26 protein-coding genes are annotated in these 23,101 nt (G+C 44.0%); 4 read left to right on the forward strand and 22 right to left on the reverse strand.

The window, feature by feature from the left end; translation table 11 throughout:
- Positions 1-47 precede the first annotated feature (47 nt).
- On the forward strand, positions 48-2,216 hold the full coding sequence (locus H571_RS0108870) for a malate synthase G (RefSeq protein WP_027848988.1): 2,169 nt from the start codon (positions 48-50) through the stop codon (positions 2,214-2,216).
- 100 nt (positions 2,217-2,316) lie between these two features.
- On the opposite strand, the gene H571_RS0108875 is transcribed toward H571_RS0108870, so the two are convergent.
- Complete coding sequence (locus H571_RS0108875; RefSeq protein WP_027848989.1) at positions 2,317-3,642, reverse strand: sensor histidine kinase; 1,326 nt, start codon at positions 3,640-3,642, stop codon at positions 2,317-2,319.
- A complete protein-coding gene (locus tag H571_RS0108880) occupies positions 3,639-4,298 on the reverse strand; it encodes a response regulator (protein WP_027848990.1) in 660 nt (219 codons plus the stop codon). Before H571_RS0108880 ends, H571_RS0108875 begins: the two co-directional genes overlap by 4 nt.
- A gap of 152 nt (positions 4,299-4,450) precedes the next feature.
- On the opposite strand from H571_RS0108880, the gene H571_RS0108885 reads away from it, so the two are divergent.
- The gene (locus H571_RS0108885) at positions 4,451-4,762 is read left to right on the forward strand and encodes a PepSY domain-containing protein (protein WP_027848991.1); all 312 of its coding nucleotides are present in this window, start codon (positions 4,451-4,453) and stop codon (positions 4,760-4,762) included.
- Positions 4,763-4,790: 28 nt separating this feature from the next.
- On the opposite strand, the gene crcB is transcribed toward H571_RS0108885, so the two are convergent.
- Entirely contained in the window at positions 4,791-5,183 is a 393-nt protein-coding gene (crcB, locus tag H571_RS0108890) for a fluoride efflux transporter CrcB (protein ID WP_027848992.1), read from the reverse strand.
- Between the two features lie 102 nt (positions 5,184-5,285).
- On the opposite strand from crcB, the gene ligB reads away from it, so the two are divergent.
- Positions 5,286-7,013 carry an NAD-dependent DNA ligase LigB gene (ligB, locus tag H571_RS0108895; protein WP_036218012.1) on the forward strand — a complete coding sequence of 576 codons (1,728 nt, stop codon included), beginning with the start codon at positions 5,286-5,288 and terminating at the stop codon, positions 7,011-7,013.
- Positions 7,014-7,042: 29 nt separating this feature from the next.
- Here the strand turns inward: ligB and H571_RS0108900 are convergent, their stop codons facing one another.
- The 4 genes from H571_RS0108900 to H571_RS0108915 all read right to left on the reverse strand — a co-directional run bounded on the left by H571_RS0108900 (position 7,043) and on the right by H571_RS0108915 (position 12,209).
- A complete protein-coding gene (locus H571_RS0108900) occupies positions 7,043-8,563 on the reverse strand; it encodes a FecR family protein (RefSeq protein WP_027848994.1) in 1,521 nt (506 codons plus the stop codon).
- A gap of 4 nt (positions 8,564-8,567) precedes the next feature.
- Positions 8,568-9,887, reverse strand: coding sequence for a tetratricopeptide repeat protein (locus H571_RS14790; protein ID WP_051168258.1), 1,320 nt, complete (start codon positions 9,885-9,887; stop codon positions 8,568-8,570).
- 215 nt (positions 9,888-10,102) lie between these two features.
- Entirely contained in the window at positions 10,103-10,798 is a 696-nt protein-coding gene (locus H571_RS0108910) for a single-stranded DNA-binding protein (RefSeq protein WP_027848995.1), read from the reverse strand.
- A 43-nt stretch (positions 10,799-10,841) separates the two neighbouring features.
- Entirely contained in the window at positions 10,842-12,209 is a 1,368-nt protein-coding gene (locus tag H571_RS0108915) for an MFS transporter (protein ID WP_027848996.1), read from the reverse strand.
- Positions 12,210-12,364: 155 nt separating this feature from the next.
- On the opposite strand from H571_RS0108915, the gene uvrA reads away from it, so the two are divergent.
- Positions 12,365-15,193 carry an excinuclease ABC subunit UvrA gene (gene uvrA, locus H571_RS0108920; protein WP_027848997.1) on the forward strand — a complete coding sequence of 943 codons (2,829 nt, stop codon included), beginning with the start codon at positions 12,365-12,367 and terminating at the stop codon, positions 15,191-15,193.
- A gap of 72 nt (positions 15,194-15,265) precedes the next feature.
- Here the strand turns inward: uvrA and rplQ are convergent, their stop codons facing one another.
- From rplQ to rplE, 15 genes are all read right to left on the reverse strand, one after another.
- Complete coding sequence (rplQ, locus tag H571_RS0108925) at positions 15,266-15,646, reverse strand: 50S ribosomal protein L17 (protein WP_027848998.1); 381 nt, start codon at positions 15,644-15,646, stop codon at positions 15,266-15,268.
- A 40-nt stretch (positions 15,647-15,686) separates the two neighbouring features.
- Positions 15,687-16,688, reverse strand: coding sequence for a DNA-directed RNA polymerase subunit alpha (locus H571_RS0108930; protein ID WP_027848999.1), 1,002 nt, complete (start codon positions 16,686-16,688; stop codon positions 15,687-15,689).
- Between the two features lie 36 nt (positions 16,689-16,724).
- The gene (gene rpsD / locus H571_RS0108935; RefSeq protein ID WP_027849000.1) at positions 16,725-17,345 is read right to left on the reverse strand and encodes a 30S ribosomal protein S4; all 621 of its coding nucleotides are present in this window, start codon (positions 17,343-17,345) and stop codon (positions 16,725-16,727) included.
- 12 nt (positions 17,346-17,357) lie between these two features.
- Positions 17,358-17,741 carry a 30S ribosomal protein S11 gene (rpsK, locus tag H571_RS0108940; RefSeq protein WP_027849001.1) on the reverse strand — a complete coding sequence of 128 codons (384 nt, stop codon included), beginning with the start codon at positions 17,739-17,741 and terminating at the stop codon, positions 17,358-17,360.
- A 60-nt stretch (positions 17,742-17,801) separates the two neighbouring features.
- Positions 17,802-18,158 carry a 30S ribosomal protein S13 gene (gene rpsM / locus H571_RS0108945; protein ID WP_027849002.1) on the reverse strand — a complete coding sequence of 119 codons (357 nt, stop codon included), beginning with the start codon at positions 18,156-18,158 and terminating at the stop codon, positions 17,802-17,804.
- A gap of 135 nt (positions 18,159-18,293) precedes the next feature.
- Complete coding sequence (gene rpmJ, locus H571_RS15850; RefSeq protein ID WP_072326876.1) at positions 18,294-18,407, reverse strand: 50S ribosomal protein L36; 114 nt, start codon at positions 18,405-18,407, stop codon at positions 18,294-18,296.
- A 30-nt stretch (positions 18,408-18,437) separates the two neighbouring features.
- Positions 18,438-19,766 carry a preprotein translocase subunit SecY gene (gene secY, locus H571_RS0108950; protein ID WP_027849003.1) on the reverse strand — a complete coding sequence of 443 codons (1,329 nt, stop codon included), beginning with the start codon at positions 19,764-19,766 and terminating at the stop codon, positions 18,438-18,440.
- Between the two features lie 14 nt (positions 19,767-19,780).
- Positions 19,781-20,215: a 50S ribosomal protein L15 gene (gene rplO, locus H571_RS0108955; protein WP_027849004.1), complete on the reverse strand. Its 435-nt coding sequence runs from the start codon at positions 20,213-20,215 to the stop codon at positions 19,781-19,783.
- 3 nt (positions 20,216-20,218) lie between these two features.
- On the reverse strand, positions 20,219-20,398 hold the full coding sequence (rpmD, locus tag H571_RS0108960; protein WP_027849005.1) for a 50S ribosomal protein L30: 180 nt from the start codon (positions 20,396-20,398) through the stop codon (positions 20,219-20,221).
- Between the two features lie 4 nt (positions 20,399-20,402).
- Entirely contained in the window at positions 20,403-20,903 is a 501-nt protein-coding gene (rpsE, locus tag H571_RS0108965; protein ID WP_027849006.1) for a 30S ribosomal protein S5, read from the reverse strand.
- A gap of 11 nt (positions 20,904-20,914) precedes the next feature.
- A complete protein-coding gene (rplR, locus tag H571_RS0108970; protein WP_027849007.1) occupies positions 20,915-21,265 on the reverse strand; it encodes a 50S ribosomal protein L18 in 351 nt (116 codons plus the stop codon).
- Between the two features lie 9 nt (positions 21,266-21,274).
- Positions 21,275-21,811, reverse strand: a complete 537-nt coding sequence (gene rplF / locus H571_RS0108975) for a 50S ribosomal protein L6 (RefSeq protein ID WP_027849008.1) — start codon at positions 21,809-21,811, stop codon at positions 21,275-21,277.
- A gap of 13 nt (positions 21,812-21,824) precedes the next feature.
- A complete protein-coding gene (gene rpsH, locus H571_RS0108980) occupies positions 21,825-22,217 on the reverse strand; it encodes a 30S ribosomal protein S8 (protein ID WP_027849009.1) in 393 nt (130 codons plus the stop codon).
- Between the two features lie 24 nt (positions 22,218-22,241).
- On the reverse strand, positions 22,242-22,547 hold the full coding sequence (gene rpsN, locus H571_RS0108985; RefSeq protein ID WP_027849010.1) for a 30S ribosomal protein S14: 306 nt from the start codon (positions 22,545-22,547) through the stop codon (positions 22,242-22,244).
- Between the two features lie 10 nt (positions 22,548-22,557).
- Positions 22,558-23,097, reverse strand: a complete 540-nt coding sequence (gene rplE / locus H571_RS0108990; RefSeq protein ID WP_027849011.1) for a 50S ribosomal protein L5 — start codon at positions 23,095-23,097, stop codon at positions 22,558-22,560.
- Between the last annotated feature and the right edge of the window lie 4 nt (positions 23,098-23,101).

Below are 23,101 nucleotides of genomic sequence, written 5' to 3' on the forward strand. Positions count from 1 at the left end.
CAGATTTTAACTATTCATTAATCCACCTAGCCAAGAGGCGATTTTACATGACTGATCGCGTTCAAACCGGCGGACTTCAGGTCGCCAAAACGCTTTATAATTTTATTAATGAACAAGCCATTCCAGGTAGCGGAATTACAAGTGACGCTTTTTGGGCCGGACTAGACATCCTAGTTCACGAGCTGGCTCCTAAAAACATTGCTCTTTTACAAAAACGTGATGCGCTACAAGCCAAAATTGATGCTTGGCACCAAGCCAACAAAGGTACGTTTGATTTTACTGCTTATAAAGCCTTTTTAACTGAAATTGGTTATTTGCAGCCAGAAGGCGAAGATTTCCAAGCCAGTACCGCTAAAGTTGATACTGAAATTGCCCTACAAGCGGGTCCACAATTAGTTGTGCCTATTACTAACGCACGTTTTGCGCTAAATGCGGTGAATGCGCGCTGGGGTAGTTTGTATGATGCCCTTTACGGCACTGATGCACTACCCGAAGATAACGGCGCTGATAAAGGTCCAGGCTATAACCCTGTGCGTGGCGAAAAAGTGATTGCCTTTGCGCGTGACTTTTTAGACCAAAGTGCACCACTTGAAGGCGCTAGCCATAAAGATGCAACTGGCTACACCCTGGCTGATGGTCAATTAAGTGTTAGCTTAAAAGATGGCAAAACTACTGGTCTAAAAAAACCAGCGCAGCTTAAAGGTTTTACTGGCGAAGCAAACCAGCCAAGCAGCCTTTTGTTAGAAAACAACGGTATGCACTTTGAAATTCAAATCGACCCTAACCACCATATCGGTCAGGTTGATGCTGCCGGTGTTAAAGACGTTTTAATGGAAGCTGCACTGACCACCATTATGGACTGTGAAGACTCGGTTGCAGCGGTTGATGCTGAAGACAAAACCCTTGCTTACAGCAACTGGTTAGGTTTAATGCAGGGCAACTTAGAAGAGCCTGTATCTAAAGGCGGTAAAACGTTTACCCGTAAAATGAATGGCGACCGTGACTACACCAACCCTCAGGGTGAAAGCTTCACGCTACCGGGTCGCTCTTTAATGTTTATTCGTAATGTCGGTCATTTAATGACCAACCCTGCGATTCTGCTAAAAGACGGTTCAGAAATTCCAGAAGGCATTATGGACTGTGCGGTAACCGCGCTCATTGCTAAGCATGACTTGTTAGGTAAAAACCAACTGACCAACTCACGCACTGGTAGCATGTACATAGTTAAGCCCAAGATGCATGGCCCAGAAGAAGTTGAGTTTGCCGATGAATTGTTTGGCAAGGTTGAAGACCTACTTGGCCTAGAACGCTTCACCCTAAAAATGGGCATTATGGATGAAGAGCGCCGTACTACAGTGAACTTAAAAGCTTGTATTCGTGCTGCAAAAGACCGTGTTGCCTTCATTAATACTGGCTTTTTAGACCGTACTGGTGATGAAATGCATACCTCTATGGAAGCCGGCCCGATGATTCGCAAAGGCGATATGAAGACCTCTAGCTGGATTCAAGCCTACGAGCAGTGGAACGTGGATATTGGCCTAAGCACTGGTTTAAAAGGCCGTGCCCAAATTGGTAAGGGTATGTGGGCTATGCCCGATTTAATGGCAGAAATGTTGAAGCAAAAAATTGGTCACCCTAAAGCGGGTGCTAATACTGCTTGGGTTCCTTCGCCAACTGCTGCTACTTTACACGCCCTGCATTACCATCAGGTGAATGTAGCTGAAGTACAAGAAAAGCTGAAATCTCGTGAACGTGCCAACCTAGATGACATACTAACTATTCCTGTAGCAACTGATCCTAACTGGTCAGCTGAAGAAATTCAGCAAGAACTCGATAACAATGCTCAGGGTATTTTAGGTTATGTAGTGCGCTGGGTTGACCAAGGTGTAGGTTGTTCTAAAGTGCCGGACATTAACAATATTGGCCTTATGGAAGACCGTGCTACCCTGCGTATTTCTAGCCAGCATATTGCCAACTGGTTACACCACGGCATTTGCAGTAAAGAACAAGTGATTGAAACCCTTAAGCGCATGGCCAAAGTAGTAGATGAGCAGAATGCTGCCGACCCTATCTATGTGCCTATGCATAAAGACTTCGATGCATCCGTTGCTTTTCAAGCAGCACTTGAACTGGTCATTGACGGTCGTGCTCAACCCAATGGCTACACCGAACCTGTTCTGCATCGCAGCCGCCTGAAGCTAAAAGCCCAAGGCTAGTAAGTAGCTTTTTTTACCCTAAAGGTTACTGCAATAAAGCCGAGCTTAGCTCGGTTTTATTGTTTTTGCTGTTTGAAATTAGTTCAATTGCTGTAAATTATCACAGCAATTTTAAACTAGCTTCAAAGCCATCTTCACGCCCCCTCGCAGGTGAGTAAAGCACCAGCTTAGTACCAACGCCAAGAGCGATAGTCTGAGCTATAGCCAAACCTAAGCCTGAACCACTGGCCAAAGTTTTGGAGCGCACAAAACGTTCTGTTAAATGCTGCATATCTTCTGCTGGCACAATTGGCCCTGCATTAATAACTCGCAAAACACCTTCAATCGTTAGATGAACTTCCACTGGCTGATTTGCTGCACCATGTTTTAAGGCATTCTCAATCAAATTACGCATTAAAATAGCCAAGGCATCAGGGTCGACAAGCGAAGTAACTTGCTTTGCTTCAGGCAAAAATAATTTAACCCTAGCTTTAGCTTCTAAACTTAACTCATCAACCAGATAGCCTAGTATTTGACCTAGGTCATAAGGTGTTGCAACCAAAAATTCACCTAGGTCAGCCTTAGCCAATTGCAGTAATTTTTCAGATAGATTTGCCAGCTCTTCTAGTGATTTTTCAATGCGTATAATCTGCTCTTTAAAAGTGCTATTAGGGGCTTCATGGCGTAAGCGCTGCACTTGTGCCAAAGCTGCCGCCAAGGGTGTGCGTAACTCGTGGGCGCTATTGGCAGTAAAACTACGTTCTGCTTCTAGGGTAAATCGCAGCCTTGCTAAGAGATGATTCACCGCCTCAGCAATAGGTAGAATTTCAGTGGGCAAATTATTTGCAACCACTGGTGTTAAATCATTCGCACCTCGTGCTTCCAGCGCATTACGATAAGCCTTCACCCCACCTAGGCTATAACCAACAAATAACCAAATACCCAACAGGCTAAGGGGTACTAAAAAAATTAAAGGTAAAAGCAAAAGTTTTAATGACTGCCTTAATGCCTGATTGCGTGAAGCTAAAGGCTCTGCTACTTCAATAAAAATAGTGCCACTAACGGCACTTGCACCATAAAGCCGATGGGTTGCTCTAGTACGCAAGCCTAACTGAGGTTTAGCAGGAAAAACTGCTGCATCTACAGCGTGGGATTGCAGCAAGGGGGTTCCATCAGCACTTCGCACCAGATAGGTGATGTATTCATCGTGGGGGTGTAAAGCAACAACTTGCTGGAGTAGATCGGGGGTTTCACGGTTAAGGATTTCTACTACTGCTAAAGACAACATTCGCTGGGCGACTTCTTCAAGTGAGCTATCTAAAGCTTTGTTAAGCGTTTTAGTCAGCATAGCGGCTATTAATAAGGTTATTGTCAACCATAACACAACCAAACCTAAGGTTAGTCCTACCCCTAAGCGACGCTGCAAACTGATTGGCCTAGATTTCATTGTTTAACCAGTCGATAACCCATACCTCGAACAGTTTCTATTAGGTCATGCCCTAACTTTTTCCTTAACCGACTTATATGCACTTCAACAGCATTGCTTTCTATTTCTGCACCAAAAGCATAAAGGCTATCTTCAAGCTGAGTGCGAGATAGCAACACACCCAAATGCTGTAAAAGTGCTTCAAACACTGCCCACTCTTTAGCGGTTAAATTGATGCACGTTTCACCACGAGTAATTGTGCAACTAACCAAATCAACTTTTAGGTCTTTTAGCTGGATAATAGGGCTGGGGTTGCCACTAGAGCGCCGAGCAACCGCAGCAACTCGTGCAGATAATTCTTCTAAATCAAAAGGTTTAACAAGGTAATCATCGGCACCCGCATTTAACCCTGCTATACGGTCTGTTAACTGGTCTAAAGCCGTTAAAATTATAACTGGTGTAGTATTACCAGCTTGGCGCAGCTCTTTTAAAAAATCGAGTCCTTTACCATCTGGTAGCAACAAATCCAACAAAATTAAATCGTAATCAGTGGTTGCAACACTGGTTTGTGCATGGGCTAAACACTGCATCCAATCCACTGCATAACCTGTATCCGTTATTTGTTCCCTAACCGCCTCACCTAAAGAAACTGAGTCTTCAACTAATAATAAGCGCATCAACGCACCTCTTTTAATCCTAGTTTCTTTAAGTTTAGCAGCTCAAGCTGACAGCCAGCTTAAGGCAAAAAAAAGATAAAAAAATTGCTTTCTTCAGGTTAGGGTAAGCTTCGCAACTTAGACTTACTACTCCAACCTAGAAGGAGAAAGTCATGAAAAAGTTATTACTCGTTACCACCCTAGTCGCTAGCAGCCTAATGGCAGGAACTGCCTTGGCTAGCAAAGATTGCCAAGACCCAGTAGTAAACTGGCAACCTAAAGAGAACTTAAGCCAAATGTTAGAAACGGCTGGTTGGACAGTTAACCGAATTAAAGTAGACGATGGCTGCTATGAAATTAAAGGTTATGACCAACAAAACAACAAAGTTGAAGCTGAATATTACCCAGCCACTTTGCGCTTGCGTAAATTTGAAATTGAGTTTGATAAAGGTGCACCAATACCCGACTACCTACCCAGCAAATAAGGCCAGCATTTAGCCTTAAAAGCAATCCTTAGAACCCACTTTTAAAAAGGCTGTAACTAGCAAAACCCAAGGCAGTCATTAACAGGCTGCCGAACAAATGCCCCGCCACACCCAATAAAGCCCATAAGTAACGCCCTTGCTGTAAAAGGCTAAACACTTCAGCAGAAAAAGTAGAAAAAGTGGTTAAACCACCCAGCAAACCCGTCACCAAAAACAAGCGCCATTCGGCTGACAAATTAGGCTGCTGAGCAAAAAACGCCAGTGCCAAACCAATAAAATAACCACCCAATAAATTTGCTAATAAAGTACCCAAGGGTAATAAAGCTAGGCTGCTATTAAATTGTAGCGATAACCACCAACGCCCCAATGCACCGCAACTAGCTCCGGTAGCTACAGCCAAAGCCGCAAGAGGTAAATTCATAACCTTCCTTAATTAAAAGCTCTTTAATATTGATTTGTCGCAAGGCTAAGCCTAGCCCAGTGATGCAAGTTTAACCTGTTCATCACAAGGAAGGGGGAAAGTATGCATCTCATCAAATGGTTCATTTTAACTTTTTTAATTCTTAGCTACTCAACTTCTAGCTTAAGTGAATGCACTACTAACCCACAAGAACACCTTGAAGCAAAAGAACTAATGCAACTACTTAACCAGTGGAATCTTGCTTACTATGAGCAGGGCATTTCTTTAGTTACTGATGCAGTTTATGACCAATCTTTGCAGCGCTTTTTTCATCTACAAGTCTGCTACCCAGAATTAAATTTAGTAGCTCTGTCTACCCAAGCAACACAACAAGTTAAGCATCCTTTTGCACACACAGGATTAAATAAATTACCTACAAGCAAAGCAGTTCAACAGTGGATAAACGAGCGTTCTAACCAAACCTTATGGGTACAGCCCAAAGCAGATGGTGTGGCAGTTAGTCTAATTTATACTAATGGAAAACTTAGCCAGGCCATTAGCCGTGGTAAAAATGGAGTGGGACAAGACTGGACTGCAAAAGTAAGAAACTTACCCAACGTGCCACAACAAATAAACACCCACTTAACCCAAGTAGTTTTACAGGGCGAACTAGTGTGGCGTTTAACAAACCATATTCAGGCCAAACAGACTAGCCAAGGTGCACGTAGTCAAATTGCTGGCTTTATGCAGCGCCAGCAAACTGATGCTGAAGAAGCAAAAAAGGTAGAAGTGTATATTTGGGATTGGCCTAATTCTGGCTTAAGTATGCAGGCGCAGTTAAACCAATTAACTAGCTGGGGCTTTATTCGCAGCCAAGGCTTAACCCAGCCAGTTAAAAGTTTAAACGATGTTCAGCACTGGCAAAACCACTGGTACACCCAGCCCCTGTTTATGGCAACCGATGGTGTAGTGCTACGCCAGCAACAAAGACCCCTGCCAGAAACTTGGCAGGAGCAACCACCTAGCTGGGCAATCGCTTGGAAACACCCGGCCCAGCAAGCGGTTACTCGTGTTAGCAAAATTACCTATACAGTTGGGCGAACAGGGCGTATTACCCCTTTATTAGAGTTAGAACCCTTTGAATTAGACCAGCGCACCATTAGTCGCACTAGTCTAGGCAGTTTAAATAAGCTTAAACAACTTGATGTGCAAAAAGGTGATTTAGTAACAATTCAACTGGCTGGCCTAACCCTTCCACAGTTAGATGAAGTGTTAGTTAGAAGCCAACCTAGATCAAAAACTAATCACCCACCTGAAGATGCTTTTCATTTTTTAAGCTGCTTACAAGCTAAAGCAATAAATAAATCGCCCTACCCCAAAGGCTGTAAACAGCAATTTATTGCTCGTTTAACTTGGTTAAGCTCTTATCAAGCTTTAAATATGCAAGGAATAAGTGAAGGAACTTGGGCGTTATTACTTGATGCAGGCTTATTAAAGGACTTAACCAGCTGGCTAGCCTTAACAGTAGAAGATTTACAGCCATTGGCAGGCATAGGTACTAAACGAAGCAGATTATTAGCACTAAATTTTTACCTAGCCAGACAACAGCCTTTAGAAGTTTGGTTAAGCGCTTTAGGTATGCCTCCTAGTGGAACGGATAAACTATTTAATCAGCAAGAAGTTAAGCATTGGCAAACCCTTGCAGCTAGAAGCTTAGAAGATTGGCAAGCATTGAGTGGTGTAGGCAAAAAACGTGCTCAAGATTTACTAGAGTTTTTTAACCACCCAGTTATACAAGAGCAAGCAGAGTTTTTGGCCAATAAAGGAGTAAAAGGTTTTGCTAAACCCTAGCTCCTATAAAGGTTGCTAGGGTTATAGAATTAAGGACGCTCGAAGACAGCTACGCCTTTTTCTTTTTGGGTACTGCCAAGATCAATTTCATAAGCAGTAATAACTCCCTCAACATTATTGCCTATAAACCGTCCTGTTATTGACCCAGTCATTCCATCATTGGCTTCTTGTAAGTTTATTGAACTATTATAAAAGTCACTTATTTTTCCACTACCTTTGTAAGGAAAACTAGATCCATAAGTTGATAAGCTCACATCAAGCTCACTTGTAGCAAAGTTTGCACTTAGACTTCCGCTTTCAAGATGATTAGAACTCTCTATTAGATTGTATGTATAGTTACCCTTTGCGGGTAAGCTGGCTAAACTAGTATGCACATTGGTAGCAAATACAAAGTTTAAGTGACCGCTTTTAACACCATCAATATCTAATTCACCTGACTCTCCAATATAAATGGTGGAGTATTTTTTATCTAATTTCTTTTGAGTAAAGTCACTAGGATTGAAGTCACTTGTCATTTTATAACTGTTAACATTCTTGTCAGTACCAAGTATTGCTTTACCCTGTTGCCCTGTATAAGTAGATAAGTTACCTTCTGTGCTAATATTAACTGGGTTAACTAAAGCACTGGCAGCTATATTTATAGGGTCATTATTGTCATAAACTGTGCCAATAAAAAAGCCTAAAGGCCCTGCAGAAGGTGGCACCTTAACTACTTCATTTGCTTCAGGAGCTTTTGTATCTGAAGATAAGTAATCATCACGCTGCAGTTCTATTTCGCCTACATCTGGCTGATAGCCCACTTGCATCAAAGCTACAGGCACAACTGGGCTTGTCAAACTAAGCGGAGGTGCTTCTTCTTGCTCTTTTTCATTGTTAGCCAAAGAAAGGGTAATGTCTTCTGCAAAAGCATCTTCAAAGAACTGTGGTAAATCACTGACTGAAATGGCTTCTGGTGCTTGATTAATGCTTGTTATTCTTGCTGCTGTTCGTAATTGATCTACACCTATATCAATACTTCCCTGAGCATTTTGTATATAGACATTACCTCGTTGAATACTGACAAATAGGTTTTCACCTTGTTGAGTGTACACTTCGAAGGCTGTTCCTCTTATTCCGATAGTTCCTGCACGGCTTTTCATTTCATAATCATTACCCTTAACTGCACCCGTAATGGTTCTTAACCCACCTGTAACTAAACGCTTAACACTTGTTTGTTTAGTGACTGTAGTATTTGGCTGATATTCAAAAGCTTCTATTGTAAGTTCACTATTAGCAGCAAGAGATAGCATTTCACCATCGGCCATGCGTATTTGTGCTCGTCCACCCTCAGGTGTTTTGATGGTTTCACCTACATAAATAGATGAGCGCCTAGTTAGGTTGCGTGGTTTGCTTGCTGGTTTTTCAGCTGTAACACCAAGGGTTGCCATTAAGACTTTGCCAACTTCTTCTTGGTTAGCAACTGCTGGTGTAGTTAAAAATAAAAACAGCAAGGCTGCGAAAAAGAACCGATAGCTGTTATGAAAACGCAGGTGATTTTGCTTCGTTTGCATTGTCTTACCACTCCTTTCTAACACCAGCACTTACTTGTGTGCTGCGGTAGTTATAAAGATTAAGTGTTGAGCTTTGATTAGTATGTTCTAGCCCCAAATCGAACAGCCAATTATTAGAATGTTTATGGCTAAATTTAAGATTTAAACCTAGCAAATCATCTTTACGAGTAGTTTTCGGAAAGGCAGGATCTTTAGCTTTATGCTTGGCATTCATATAATTTAGGTTGAAATCTATTTGCTGCTGATCATTCAGCCGATAACCTAGCCCTGTGCGTGTACCCAAGAGGTTGCGTCCAAAATGCTTGCCGCTACTGGTATCGGCATTATCTAAGCCAAAAATAGGACCACCATAAAGATTAAGCTGCTCTAGCACTCTATGAGAGTAGATTAAGCCAACGGTAAAGCTTTTTTTATCTCGTGTATTGCCGGGTGTAAAATTAACTGCCGCTAGCTGCCCAAAAACTGTGTAGTCAGACTTAGCATCAATACGCTGGTTAAACTCTGTGGCTAAGGCTAGTAAAAGTACTTCGTTTTTATCTTTACGTAGTTGTTTGTTCACTTGTAAGGGCAGGGTTAAACGCCAGCTTTTACCTAGCAGAATGCCACCGCCTTTGATACCAACACCATAATTACCCATATCGCTTTGATCTGCGTGGTAGCCCCTTAAGTTAGCATCTGCACCAGCAAACCAGCCCCAACTTTCACCCTGCTGTTGATAGCGAGTAGCACCTAAAACAACCTCATGGAAGGTGTCTGATTCAACCTTAGGCAAGGTCAGTAGCCAGCGATCGTACAAGAGCACATCTTTCTGGGTCATATTACTAGGGTTGCTCTCATAGCCTAATCTTGCACCAAGATAAAAGCGTGTTACACCATCACTTGTTGCAACAGCTTTACCTGCTTCTCTTGCATCTATAGCTGCTAAATACCATTGCACTCGCTTCATGGCAGCAGGTGGTAGCTGGGGAGTAGTATCTAATAGTTGGTTTAGGTGGCGTCGTGCAACATTTAAGTTGCCTAACATAAAGTATGTACGTGCTAACTCAAACCTAGGTGCAGGCGCTTTGCTGTCGAACATTAACACCCGTTCAAATGCAAAAAGCGCTTGGTCGTACTCACCTGTTTTTAAAGCAGCAATACCAAAAGCCATATCAAAGTTAGGATTACCTGCCTGCTCTGGCAAGAGTTGCTGCCCTAGCTGATAAGCTTCTGAAAACCGCTCTTCCTTCAGTAGTAACTCTAACGCTTCAACCTTAGCGTGCAGTGAAAAACTTAAGATAAAAAGCAAAACACCGAAACTAATTATTCTTATATTCTGAAACATAGTCTTATCCACTAGATAAAATAACAATCATAAATTATTTATAATGTTGAATAATGAGCTCACCAAATTGTAATAAAATAAATAATAAAGCATAAAAAATGGATTATCAATACATAACAGCGCGACCGTACCACAGACTAGTAAATAACATTATAAAAAAGCCGCTATTTAAGCGGCTTTAATCAACTTTTCAAAATTACTTATTTTATCTTGAATTAGAAAGGTATTTCATCATCAAAGTCATTAAAAGCTTGTCCCGCAGGTTGTTGTGCTGACTGCTGAGGAGCTTGAGCTGGTGCTGGTGGCGCAGCTTGATGCGTTGGCTGCACGGCAGGCTGTGAAGCGACTGGTGCAGGATTAGCATAGGCTTGCTGTGCTACTGGTTGTTGATGTGGCACTGGGTTTGCATAAGCTTGTTGCTGAGGTGCTTGTTGAGGAGCCGGTGCTGCATAAGCTTGTTGCTGGGGTTGCTGAGGTGGAGGCGCTGCATAAGCTTGCTGTTGGGGTGCTTGTTGCTGGTAGCCCCCTGGAGCTTGCTGACCTGCATTACCGTAGTTCTGATTACCACCATCACCACGACCATCTAGCATTTGCATTTCATTAGCAACTATCTCAGTGGTGTACTGATCTATACCTTGCTGGTTTTGCCACTTACGGGTTTGTAACTTACCCTCTATATAAACCTTGCTGCCTTTCTTTAAATATTGACCAACAATTTCTGCCAAGCGATCGAAGAAAACCACCTTATGCCATTCTGTTTTTTCCTGCTTCTGCCCTGTTTGACGATCTGTCCACTGATCACTGGTAGCTAAACTTACATTAGCTACCTGCTTTTGATTCTGAGTGAATCGAATATCTGGGTCATTACCTAGATTACCAATAAGAATTACTTTATTTACACCACGTGCCATAACTTTCCCCTTTTAACCCTTTAACTGTTACATGTATTTTGTTTTATCTATTCAATAATAGTTTATCTAAGACTTGTTCATCTAGCTGCTGTTTATCTAGCTTTAAGTAGCCTGTCGTTTCTTCTTCTAAAAAAACCACTTCAACAACTCCTTGCAGGCTAGCTAGCTCGTTTTTAAAGGCTTCTAGTGCCTCACCTGTCATAGAAGGTAGAGTAAAAATACGGCTAGACAAATGCCTAGGTTGCTTAAAGCCTACCAATACCATTAACCATAGCAGACACAGACCTGCTGCACTCCAAAGTAACTCTAACGGCCCCCAATAGGTAAGAATGAACCCACCTAAAACACCACCTAAAAAAGCACCAACAAATTGTGAAGTAGAATAAATCCCCATAGCCGTACCCTTGGCTTGAACGGGTGACTGCTTGCTAATTAATGAAGGTAAGCTGGCTTCTAACAGGTTGAAGCCTGTAAAAAACAGCAACAATCCAGGCAATAATGCCCAGTTACCCAAGTTGGTTGGCATTAACACTAGGGCTGCAGCTATAAGGCTTACCGCTAGCATAAGCATAGCTTTCATCTTACGGCCTTTTTCGCCAATTATAATGAGCGGGATCATAAGACCAAAACCCAGCAGCATGGTGACTAGATAAATCCAACCATGCTGGGTTAGTGTCCAACCAGCGTCAATCAGCAAACCTGGCACAGCAATAAACACACCCGTTAATATTAGATGCAAAACAAGAATGCTGAAATCTAAACGAAGCAGTTGTGGATTAACAAGTACCTTGCCAACCTGCTTAGTATCAATACCCCCAGCATCTAGGTGTTTTCTTACCCTTTGTGGTGAGGGCACCCAACGCCATACAATAAGCATACCCAACAGACTAAAAATAGCGGTAAGCCAAAATAAGCCCGAAAGCCCTAGCCAACCAGCCAAAAGTGGGCCAGCAGCCATAGCAACAATGAAAGCTAGACCTATACTAATACCTACACTGGCCATGGCTTGAGTACGTTTATCATCGCGCGTTAAATCGGCTAGAAGTGCCATTAATACACTGGCAATAGCACCTGCACCTTGAAGCGCACGACCAATAATCAGCCATAAGATAGAATCTGCCATAGCAGCAACAAGGCTCCCCAAGGCAAATATTAGTAAACCCGTATAAATAAGTGGCTTACGCCCAAACCTATCGGATAACCAACCATAGGGTAGTTGTAGCAATGCTTGGGTAAAACCATAAATACCTATAGCCAAGCCAATTACAAAGGGTTCTGCGCCTTCATAATGTAAAAGCAACAGCGGCATAACGGGTAGAACCATAAATAGCCCAAGCATTCTTAAGCCATAAAGCCCTGCTAGTCCGCTAATTGCTCTTACTTCAATCTTTGATAGTGAATCCTGTCGCATTTTACCTTTTACTCGTTAAGGCTTACTAACCTGACGTTACTTTAAAGTTAGAATTGTACCCTGCCAGCCCTTTTCTAACCAGACAAAGGCAGACAGACGGGTCAGATAAAACCTATAATAAGCGGTTGCGATTAACTAGGAGAAAACAGGTGGCCTTGGATAAAATCCGCTTACGCGGAGCACGAACCCACAATCTGAAGAATATTTCGATTGAAATTCCACGTGATAAGCTCGTTGTTATTACCGGTCTTTCTGGCTCGGGTAAATCATCTCTCGCTTTTGATACACTTTATGCTGAAGGACAGCGCCGCTATGTAGAGTCGCTTTCAGCCTATGCTCGACAGTTTTTGTCGATGATGGAAAAGCCCGATATTGATCATATTGAAGGGCTTTCTCCTGCTATTTCCATAGAGCAAAAATCAACGTCCCATAACCCTCGCTCTACCGTGGGTACCATTACAGAAATTTATGACTATCTGCGCTTACTTTATGCACGCACAGGTATTCCTCGTTGTCCTGAACACCAAGTACCTTTAGAAGCTAAAACCGTATCTGAAATGGTAGATGAAGTACTTAAACTACCCGAAGAATCACGCATTCTAATTTTAGCGCCTGTTATTCAAGACAGAAAAGGTGAGCATGTAAACCTTTTGGCCGACCTCCGTGCTCAGGGTTTTATTCGTGCCCGTATTGATGGTGCTGTTGTTGAGTTAGATGAAACTCCTACCCTAGATAAAAAACGCAAACACACCATTGAAGTGGTGGTTGACCGTTTGAAGGTTAAACCAGACCAACAACTCCGCTTAGCCGAATCTTTTGAAACGGCCTTAAACCTTTCTGAAGGCTTGGCTTTGGTAAGTTTTATGGATGGTAACCAGCCAGATATGTTGTTTTCTGCCAGCTTTGCTTGCCCTCATTGCGGCTATGCAGTAGCTGAATTAGAACCTCGCATCTTCTCTTTTAATAACCCAGCTGGTGCCTGCCCTACTTGTGATGGCTTGGGTATGAAACAGTTTTTCGATGACCATAAACTGATAGTTGCACCTGAGCTTTCACTTGCAGAGGGGGTTATTAAAGGTTGGGATAGACGCAGTATTTATTATTTTGGCCTGTTAAATAACCTTGCCCAGCATTACAACTTTGAATTAGAAACACCCTGGCAGCAGCTTCCCAATAAAATTCAACAAATTGTCTTGCACGGTAGTGGTACTGAAGAAATCGACTTTAGTTACATTAGTGATCGGGGTAAAAAAGTTTATAAAGCCCATCCTTTTGAAGGGGTGATTCCTAACTTAGAAAGGCGTTATCACGAAACTGAGTCCCTCAGCCTACGTGAAGACTTGTCTCGCCTTTTAACTACTCACGCCTGCCCAACGTGTAAAGGTAGTCGCCTTAAAGAAGCTTCTCGCAATGTGTATGTAGGTGAAACCACCTTACCTGAAGTTGTTAAAATGTCTTTAGGTGAAGCACGCGAATATTTTTCTGGGTTAAAGCTAACAGGTCGCCGTGGTGAAATTGCCGTACGCATTCTGCAAGAAATTGTAGAGCGCCTAACCTTCTTAGTGAATGTGGGGCTGGATTACTTATCTTTAGACCGTAGCGCAGAAACACTGTCGGGTGGTGAAGCACAGCGCATACGCTTGGCTAGCCAAATTGGTGCTGGGCTAGTGGGTGTAATGTACATACTTGACGAACCATCCATAGGCTTACACCAAAGAGACAACGAGCGCCTACTACAAACCCTTACCCACCTACGTGACCTAGGCAATACAGTAATAGTGGTTGAGCACGATGAAGACGCCATACGTCAGGCAGATTGGCTAATAGATATAGGCCCAGGTGCTGGTGTGCATGGCGGTCAAATTGTTGCACAGGGAACTCCTGCCGAGGTGATGGCGACTGAAGGTTCTATCACTGCTGATTATTTAACCGGCAGGCGTAAAATAGAAATTCCTTACCCACGCCATTTGAATAACCCAGAACAGCAATTAGTTATTCACAAGGCTAGTGGTAATAATCTTAAAGAAACCACCGTTAGTATTCCCTTGGGTTTAATGACTTGCGTTACCGGTGTTTCAGGTTCAGGTAAATCAACCCTAATTAATGGCACTCTCTACCCTCATGCAGCCACCTTATTAAATGGCGCAACCACCTTAACACCCGAACCCTGTGCAGGCATTGAAGGCTTAGATTTGCTTGATAAAGTGATTGATATAGATCAAAGCCCCATAGGCCGCACACCCCGCTCAAACCCAGCAACCTACACTGGCATATTCACACCCATACGTGAACTCTTTGCAGGCACGCAAGAAGCGCGTTCTAGGGGTTATAAAATTGGACGTTTTAGCTTTAATGTTAAAGGCGGCCGTTGTGAAGCTTGCCAAGGTGATGGCTTAATTAAAGTTGAAATGCACTTCCTTCCCGATATTTATGTGCCTTGTGATTTATGTAAGGCAAAACGCTATAACCGTGAAACCCTAGAAATTCGCTATAAAGGCAAAAATATCCATGAAGTGTTGGATATGACAATTGAAGAGGCACGGGAGTTCTTTACGGCCATTCCTGCAGTAGCTCGCCGCTTACAAACCCTAATGGATGTAGGTTTGTCTTATATACGTTTAGGGCAAAGTGCTATTACCCTATCAGGTGGTGAAGCCCAACGAGTCAAACTGGCTAAGGAACTCGCAAAACGTGATACAGGTAAAACACTCTATATTTTAGATGAACCCACCACTGGGCTACATTTTGAAGATATACGTATGCTGTTAAATGTTTTGCATCGCTTAAGGGATCATGGCAATACATTAGTAATTATTGAACATAACTTGGATGTAATTAAAACAGCAGACTGGATAATTGATATAGGTCCAGAAGGTGGTAAAGGCGGTGGCCAATTAGTTGCAGAAGGCTCACCTGAAATGGTTGCTAAATGTGCAGCTTCTTACACTGGGCAGTTTTTAGCTAAAACTCTAGCAGCAAGTTAAAAGCTAAAAGTTTAAAACACATAATAAAAAAACCGGCAAAAGCCGGTTTTTTATGGTTGATCAAGCAGCTAATTATTCAGCAGCTTCAGAGGCCTCAGGGCGATCAACTAACTCAACATAAGCCATAGGTGCACTGTCACCAGCACGCAAGCCGCATTTTAGAATGCGAACATAGCCACCAGGACGGGTAGCAAAGCGCTTACCTAGGTCTGTGAAAAGTTTACCCACAGCAGCATCAGAACCGGTACGAGCAAAAGCAAGACGACGGTTAGCAACACTGTCTACCTTGGCTAGAGTAATTAGCGGCTCGATAACGCGACGCAATTCTTTAGCTTTTGGCAATGTAGTTTTAATTACTTCGTGTTCAACCAAAGAAACGCTCATGTTTTTAAACATGGCCTTACGGTGTGAACTATTACGATTTAGCTTACGACCACTCTTACGATGACGCATTGTCGTTTATCCTTTCAAACCTTTGGACTTGAATTGACGCTTAGGCAGTTGCCTTGTCGTCGTTCTTTAAACTAGCGGGTGGCCAGTTCTCTAACCGCATACCCAGTGATAAGCCACGGGCTGCAAGAACATCCTTGATTTCAGTCAGGGACTTTTTACCCAAGTTAGGTGTCTTCAACAGCTCAACTTCTGTACGCTGAATAAGATCGCCAATGTAGTAAATATTCTCGGCTTTTAGGCAATTAGCAGAACGAACAGTCAATTCAAGATCATCCACCGGACGTAATAGGACAGGATCAATTTGATCTTCCTCTTCTTCCGGCTCTTGTTGGTTATCTGCTTCTAGATCAACAAAAGCAGCTAGCTGCTCTTGTAGGATAGTGGCAGCACGTCGGATCGATTCTTCAGGATCCAAAGTACCATCAGTTTCCAATTCTAGAACCAGCTTATCTAGGTCTGTACGCTGCTCTACACGAGCGGCTTCAACAGTATAAGCAACCCGAGTTACTGGACTAAAAGTAGCATCTAACGCTAGACGACCGATAGGACGAGTTTCGTCTTCATCAGCCTGACGAGCATCAGCCGCAACATAGCCACGGCCAGACTGTACACGCAAGGTCATGTTTAATGATGCACCTGCATTTAAGTTGGCAATAACTAGATCTGGGTTAATGATCTCTATATCGTGATCACCTTTGATGTCACCAGCAGTAACAACACCCGGGCCTTTTTTGCTCAGCGTCAGAATAGCTTCATCACGGCTGAACATTTTCACCGCAACTTGCTTAAGATTCAAAAGGATCTCGATAACATCCTCTTGAACACCTTCAATAGCACTGTATTCGTGCTCAACCCCTTCTATATCCGCCTCGACAATGGCGCAACCGGGCATCGAAGAAAGAAGAATACGACGCAGAGCATTCCCTAGGGTATGTCCGAAACCACGCTCGAAAGGTTCAAGAATGATTTTTGCACGAGTCGGACTAATGGTCTCGACTTTTATGTCACGAGGGCGAAGAAACTCTGTCACTGAACGCTGCATAGAAACACCTGTTTAGCTGCCTGACGGTTACCCCAATTACTTGGAGTAAAGCTCGACGATAAGGTTTTCGTTAATTTCACCAGATAAATCAGTACGCTCAGGCTTAGACTTGAAAGTACCTTCTAACTTAGTGGAATCAACCTCAACCCAGGAAACGTCAGAACGCTGACCAGACAGTTGCAATGCGCTTTTAATGCGTAGCTGCTGTTTTGCCTTCTCACGCACGGCTATGACATCACCGGGCTGAACCTGGTAAGAAGGAACATTAACTGTCTTACCATTAACTGTAAGTGACTTATGGCTAACTAACTGACGTGCTTCTGCACGCGTAGAGCCAAAGCCCATACGATAAACTACGTTATCTAAACGCGCTTCTAGAAGTTGCAGGAGGTTTTCACCCGTTGCACCCTTTAGTCGAGCTGCTGATTTATAGTAGTTACGGAACTGCTTTTCTAGTACGCCGTACATACGACGAACTTTTTGCTTTTCACGGAGCTGTAAACCGTAGTCAGATAGACGACTACGACGCTGACCGTGTTGACCAGGTACTGATTCAGACTTACATTTCTTTTCGTAAGCAGTTACACCACTCTTGAGTAGTAAATCTGTTCCCTCACGACGAGAGAGTTTACATTTTGGACCTAAGTAACGAGCCATGAGTCTGCCTCCTTATACGCGGCGTTTCTTCGGTGGACGACAACCGTTGTGTGGAATCGGGGTCACATCAGTAATATTGGTAACCTTGAAACCAGCAGCGTTCAGGGCACGAACAGCAGATTCACGACCAGGGCCAGGGCCCTTAACCATAACATCTACGTTCTTCAGACCATACTCGGCTGCCGCATTAGCGGCACGTTCACTAGCAACCTGTGCTGCGAACGGGGTGCTCTTACGAGAACCACGAAAACCCGAACCACCGGCTGTAGCCCAAGATAGGGTGTTGCCCTGGCGGTCAGTTATCGTAATGATGGTGTTGTTAAAAGAGGCGTGGATATGGGCAATCCCATCCACCACCGACTTTTTAACTTTTTTACGAGTACGCGGGTTAGCCATAGTACTTTTTTTCCTGAATATTCACGAATGAGCGTGCATTAAAACTACACGCACATTAGCTTATTTACGAATTGGTTTACGCGGGCCTTTACGGGTACGCGCATTAGTTTTGGTGCGCTGACCACGAACCGGTAGGTTGCGACGGTGGCGAATACCACGGTTACAGCCTAGGTCCATCAGACGCTTAATACTCATGGTAACTTCACGACGCAGGTCACCTTCAACGGTGTAAGCTGCCACTTCGCCACGAAGTGTGTCTAGTTCTTCAACTGACAAGTCACCAATTTTTCGAGTGGGCTCTATTCCGGACTTCTTGCAAATAGCCATAGAAGTCGTTTTGCCAACACCATAAATATAGGTTAGCGAGATAACTGCATGTTTGTTATCCGGAATGTTGACACCAGCAATACGTGCCATTCAAATTTCTCCGATTCCAAGCCGGTAAAAGCCGACTCCAGTTTTTATGTCCATAAAGGGCGAAAAAGCATACCCCTTGATAAGAAAAATATCAAGGGGTAGCTTTGCAAGACCTTTTATGGTCCTGTCCAGAGATTAACCCTGGCGCTGTTTGTGACGCGGTTCAATACAGATAACACGTACTGATCCACGACGACGAATGATCTTACAGTTACGACAGATCTTTTTTACAGATGCACGAACTTTCATCTTCTACTCCTACCTTTCAAGCTGTCTGCCTTAGCGACGTCCATAGCTTTTAAGGTTAGCTTTTTTAAGCAAAGACTGATTCTGATACTGGTGCGACATCATGTGTGACTGGAGCTGAGCCATGAAATCCATTACTACAACTACGACGATCAAAAGTGATGTACCGCCGACATAGAAAGGAATATTCCAAGCCACCTGCAGAAACTGAGGCATCAGTGAAACAGCCGTGATATACAGTGCACCGAACAGGGTTAGGCGTGTTACCACCCCATCAATGTATTTTGCTGTTTGTTCACCAGGACGTATACCGGGTAAAAAAGCACCTGATTTTTTCAGATTTTCAGCAATTTCTTTGGGGTTAAACATGAGTGCTGTATAAAAGAAGCAGAAGAATACAACACTGAGTGCAAAAAGCAAGATATAGAGTGGAGCACCTGGCGCAAGTAGCTGCGACAAGTCCTGCAACAAACCAAAACCTTCAGCACTTCCAAACCATTGTCCTATGGACGCAGGGAACAACAGGATACTTGAAGCAAAAATGGGAGGAATTACACCAGCCATATTCACTTTTAACGGCAAGTGATTAGATTGTGCTGCATAAACTTGATTGCCCACTTGGCGCTTAGCGTAGTTAACCGTAACACGGCGTTGACCACGTTCAATAAACACCACAAAGGCAATGGTTGCTACACCTAGAACACCAATCACTAAAAGCGGGATTAGATTCCAAGAACCTTCACTACGGGCTACTTCTAGGGAGCTGCCGATTGCACCAGGCAAGCCTGCCACGATACCGGAAAAAATTAACAAAGAAATACCGTTACCGATACCTCTTTCTGTAATCTGCTCACCCAACCACATTAGGAAGACTGCACCACAAACCAGTGTTGTTACCGCTACAAAGTAAAACCCGAAGTTCGCCATGTAGACGACGCCACTTTGCCCGGCCAAACCTACTGACATACCTATCGCTTGGAAAATAGCCAATACTACAGTGCCGTAGCGTGTGTATTGGTTAATTTTACGGCGACCGGCTTCACCTTCTTTTTTCAGTGCTTCAAGCTTAGGTACAACAGCTGAAAGCAACTGCATGATTATCGAAGCTGAAATGTAGGGCATAATACCCAAAGCTAAGATACTCATGTTTTCAAGTGCACCACCCGAGAACATGTTGAACATGTCTAGAATGGTGCCTTTGTTTTGTTCGAAGATAGCAGCAAGTTGGTCAGGATTAATACCAGGCACAGGCACGTGAGCACCTAGGCGATAAACTAATATCGCTAAGAAAACAAACCTTAGACGTATCCAAAGTTCACTCATGCCACCTTGCTTACCTGGTAGGGTTCCTGGTTTTGCCATTTCGTCCTCGACTTCTAGTCTTCGACTTTACCGCCAGCCGCTTCGATAGCCGCACGTGCACCCTTAGTGGCTTTTACACCCTGTAGGGTAACAGCACGGTCGATTTCACCGGACAGAATTACTTTAACGTACAGTATGGAATCTTTGATTACATCTGCATCTTTTAAAGTTTGTAGAGTAACTAGTTCACCATCAACTTTGGCAATTTCATGTAAACGCACTTCTGCAGACAAAGGTGCTTTTACTGAAGTAAAACCAAACTTAGGTAGACGGCGCTGAAGGGGCATCTGACCACCTTCAAAACCTGGAGCTACTGTACCGCCTGAACGCGATTTCTGACCTTTATGGCCGTGACCACCGGTTTTACCCAGGCCACTACCAATACCGCGACCAACGCGCTTACCCGCAGGCTTAGAGCCTGGTGCCGGGCTTAGATCGTTTAAATGCATGATTTAAGCTCCTTCAACCTGCAGCAAGTAGTTGACCTTATTGATCATGCCACGTACTGAAGGCGTGTCTTCCACTTCGACCTGATGGCCGATGCGGCGTAGACCAAGACCTTTAACACACAGCTTATGCTTTGGCAAAACGCCAATGGGGCTGCGTACCAAAGTTACTTTAATTTTCGCCATGGTATTACCCCAGAATGTCTTCTACGGTCTTGCCGCGCTTAGCAGCAATGTCTTCTGGTGCTTGCATAGCAACCAGACCCTTAATCGTGGCACGAACTACGTTTACTGGATTAGTAGAACCGTAGATCTTAGCCAAAACGTTGTGCACACCAGCTAACTCTAATACTGAACGCATCGCACCACCGGCGATAACACCCGTACCTTCAGAAGCTGGCTGCATGAAGACTTTAGAGGCTCCATGTGCTGCACGGACAGGGTGCTGCAAAGTAGTACCGTCTAGTTTAACGGTTACCATATTGCGGCGTGCCTGCTCCATTGCTTTTTGAATCGCAACAGGCACTTCACGCGCCTTGCCACGACCAAAACCAACGCGGCCTTTGCCGTCACCAACCACAGTTAAGGCTGTGAACGCAAAAATACGTCCACCCTTAACCACTTTGGCGACACGGTTAACCTGAACAAGACGTTCTTGCAGGTCACCGGCTGTTTTTTCGTTATTCGCCATTGTTACACCCTTTAGAATTCTAGGCCGCCTTCACGTGCCGCATCAGCTAGGGCTTTTACGCGACCATGATACTTAAAACCACCACGATCAAAAGCAACAGCATTGATGCCAGCAGCTTTAGCACGTTCAGCGATTAGCTTGCCAACCTTAGTGGCGGCTTCGATATTACCAGTCGTACCAGTACGCAGACTTCCGTCAAGAGTAGAGGCGCTCGCTAAAACTTGGCCTCCATCTGCAGAAATTATCTGTGCATAGATGTGACGCGGTGTGCGATTAACACACAAGCGCACTGCACCTAGCTCGCGGATTTTGGCGCGGGCACGGCGGGCACGACGTAAACGAGATTCTTTCTTCGCGTTCATAACCCTGCCTTACTTCTTCTTGGCTTCTTTACGACGAACTAGTTCATCGCTATAGCGGATGCCCTTGCCTTTATAAGGCTCTGGACGGCGGTAGTTACGGATCTCTGCAGCACACTGGCCAAGAACTTGCTTGTCAGCGCCCTTAAGAATAATAAGGGTATTGCTAGGAGTTTCTGCACTAATACCTTCAGGTAGGGTGTAATCCACCGGATGGGAGAAGCCCAAGGTAAGATTAATTGTTTGCCCTTTGGCTTGCGCACGGTAACCAACACCTGTGATCTCAAGGTTTTTTGTAAAACCTTCAGAAACACCAATCACCATATTATTGATGAGTGAACGGGTGGTACCAGCAAGTGCCCAGGCAGCCTTGTTGTTCGGGTTGCTAGGAGCAACCGTCACAGTTTTGTCTTCCACTTTAACTTCAACCAAATTAGTTAGGTCTAGCTCAAGTGTGCCATTGGCACCTTTTACAGTTACCTTGCTGTCACTAAGTTTAAACTCAACAGCAGCTGGCAATTCTATCGATTGTTTTGCAATGCGGGACATTTTACTCTTCCCCTTAGAACACGGTGCAGATGACTTCGCCACCGACACCGGCCGCACGAGCTGCGCGATCTGTCATCACACCTTTAGAGGTGGAAACAATCGCAACGCCTAAACCAGCATTAACTTTAGGAAGATTACTCTTACCTTTGTAGCTACGCAGACTTGGCTTGCTAACACGTTCGATCTTTTCGATGACCGCTTTGCCTTCAAAATACTTCAAGGTTACAGTCAGTTCGGGTTTGACATCACCCTGGACCTGATAGTCCACGACGTATCCCTCTTCTTTAAGCACTCTAGCAACTTCGATTTTCATCTTAGAAGACGGCATGGTAACCGTCTCTTTAGTTGCCATCTGTGCATTGCGAATACGGGTAACCATATCCGCCAGGGTGTCTTGCATACTCATTCGCTTTGCACTCCTGGATCCTGCTTACCAGCTGGACTTGCGCAGACCGGGAACATCGCCACGCATAGCTGCTCTACGCAGTGCGGTGCGGCCCAGGCCGAACTTGTTATAGAAACCATGCGGACGACCAGTTTCGCGGCAGCGATTACGCTGACGTGATTGACTAGAGTCGCGTGGCAGCTTCTGGAGTTGCTGAAGTGCAGCCCACTGATCTTCTTCTGAAGTCTGTGGGTTAACAATTATTGCTTTCAGCTCAGCACGCTTTGCAGCGTACTTTTCTACCAGTTTGGCGCGCTTCAGCTCACGCTGAATCATTGATACCTTCGCCATCTAAATCCCCTTACTTCTTGAACGGAAAGCCAAGTGCAGTTAATAGCGCACGGCCTTCGTCATTGTTACGGGCAGTAGTGGTGATGGTGATATCTAATCCTCTCACTTTGTCAACTTTATCATAGTTGATTTCAGGGAAGATGATTTGTTCACGCACACCCATGCTGTAGTTACCACGACCGTCAAAAGACTTGGGGTTTAGGCCACGGAAGTCACGAATACGAGGAATCGCAACATCAACTAGGCGGTCGAGGAAATCCCACATACGCTCTTGGCGTAGGGTTACTTTACAACCAATTGGCCAATCTTCACGAACTTTAAAGCCTGCGATAGATTTACGAGCCTTGGTTATAAGTACTTTTTGCCCACTTAATTTTTCTAAATCTGCAACAGCGTTATCCATTAGCTTTTTATCGCTAAGTGCTTCACCCACACCCATATTAAGCGTGATTTTGGTGATGCGAGGAACTTCCATTACATTTTTTAAGCCAAGCTCTTCTTTCAGTTTGGCTGCTACTTCTTTACTGTAAAGCTCTTTCAATCTAGCCATACTG

The sequence above is a fragment of the Marinospirillum minutulum DSM 6287 genome (assembly GCF_000422325.1).
Classification (GTDB): domain Bacteria; phylum Pseudomonadota; class Gammaproteobacteria; order Pseudomonadales; family Halomonadaceae; genus Marinospirillum; species Marinospirillum minutulum.

Bases quoted from the DNA above. Each gene is read 5' to 3' on its own strand.
- H571_RS0108870 (WP_027848988.1), top strand. From the start codon at position 48: ATGACTGATCGCGTTCAAACCGGCGGACTTCAGGTCGCCAAAACGCTT.
- H571_RS0108875 (WP_027848989.1), bottom strand. From the start codon at position 3,642: ATGAAATCTAGGCCAATCAGTTTGCAGCGTCGCTTAGGGGTAGGACTA.
- H571_RS0108880 (WP_027848990.1), bottom strand. From the start codon at position 4,298: ATGCGCTTATTATTAGTTGAAGACTCAGTTTCTTTAGGTGAGGCGGTT.
- H571_RS0108885 (WP_027848991.1), top strand. From the start codon at position 4,451: ATGAAAAAGTTATTACTCGTTACCACCCTAGTCGCTAGCAGCCTAATG.
- crcB (WP_027848992.1), bottom strand. From the start codon at position 5,183: ATGAATTTACCTCTTGCGGCTTTGGCTGTAGCTACCGGAGCTAGTTGC.
- ligB (WP_036218012.1), top strand. From the start codon at position 5,286: ATGCATCTCATCAAATGGTTCATTTTAACTTTTTTAATTCTTAGCTAC.
- H571_RS0108900 (WP_027848994.1), bottom strand. From the start codon at position 8,563: ATGCAAACGAAGCAAAATCACCTGCGTTTTCATAACAGCTATCGGTTC.
- H571_RS14790 (WP_051168258.1), bottom strand. From the start codon at position 9,887: ATGTTTCAGAATATAAGAATAATTAGTTTCGGTGTTTTGCTTTTTATC.
- H571_RS0108910 (WP_027848995.1), bottom strand. From the start codon at position 10,798: ATGGCACGTGGTGTAAATAAAGTAATTCTTATTGGTAATCTAGGTAAT.
- H571_RS0108915 (WP_027848996.1), bottom strand. From the start codon at position 12,209: ATGCGACAGGATTCACTATCAAAGATTGAAGTAAGAGCAATTAGCGGA.
- rplQ (WP_027848998.1), bottom strand. From the start codon at position 15,646: ATGCGTCATCGTAAGAGTGGTCGTAAGCTAAATCGTAATAGTTCACAC.
- H571_RS0108930 (WP_027848999.1), bottom strand. From the start codon at position 16,688: ATGCAGCGTTCAGTGACAGAGTTTCTTCGCCCTCGTGACATAAAAGTC.
- rpsD (WP_027849000.1), bottom strand. From the start codon at position 17,345: ATGGCTCGTTACTTAGGTCCAAAATGTAAACTCTCTCGTCGTGAGGGA.
- rpsK (WP_027849001.1), bottom strand. From the start codon at position 17,741: ATGGCTAACCCGCGTACTCGTAAAAAAGTTAAAAAGTCGGTGGTGGAT.
- rpsM (WP_027849002.1), bottom strand. From the start codon at position 18,158: ATGGCACGTATTGCTGGTGTCAACATTCCGGATAACAAACATGCAGTT.
- rpmJ (WP_072326876.1), bottom strand. From the start codon at position 18,407: ATGAAAGTTCGTGCATCTGTAAAAAAGATCTGTCGTAACTGTAAGATC.
- secY (WP_027849003.1), bottom strand. From the start codon at position 19,766: ATGGCAAAACCAGGAACCCTACCAGGTAAGCAAGGTGGCATGAGTGAA.
- rplO (WP_027849004.1), bottom strand. From the start codon at position 20,215: ATGCATTTAAACGATCTAAGCCCGGCACCAGGCTCTAAGCCTGCGGGT.
- rpmD (WP_027849005.1), bottom strand. From the start codon at position 20,398: ATGGCGAAAATTAAAGTAACTTTGGTACGCAGCCCCATTGGCGTTTTG.
- rpsE (WP_027849006.1), bottom strand. From the start codon at position 20,903: ATGGCGAATAACGAAAAAACAGCCGGTGACCTGCAAGAACGTCTTGTT.
- rplR (WP_027849007.1), bottom strand. From the start codon at position 21,265: ATGAACGCGAAGAAAGAATCTCGTTTACGTCGTGCCCGCCGTGCCCGC.
- rplF (WP_027849008.1), bottom strand. From the start codon at position 21,811: ATGTCCCGCATTGCAAAACAATCGATAGAATTGCCAGCTGCTGTTGAG.
- rpsH (WP_027849009.1), bottom strand. From the start codon at position 22,217: ATGAGTATGCAAGACACCCTGGCGGATATGGTTACCCGTATTCGCAAT.
- rpsN (WP_027849010.1), bottom strand. From the start codon at position 22,547: ATGGCGAAGGTATCAATGATTCAGCGTGAGCTGAAGCGCGCCAAACTG.
- rplE (WP_027849011.1), bottom strand. From the start codon at position 23,097: ATGGCTAGATTGAAAGAGCTTTACAGTAAAGAAGTAGCAGCCAAACTG.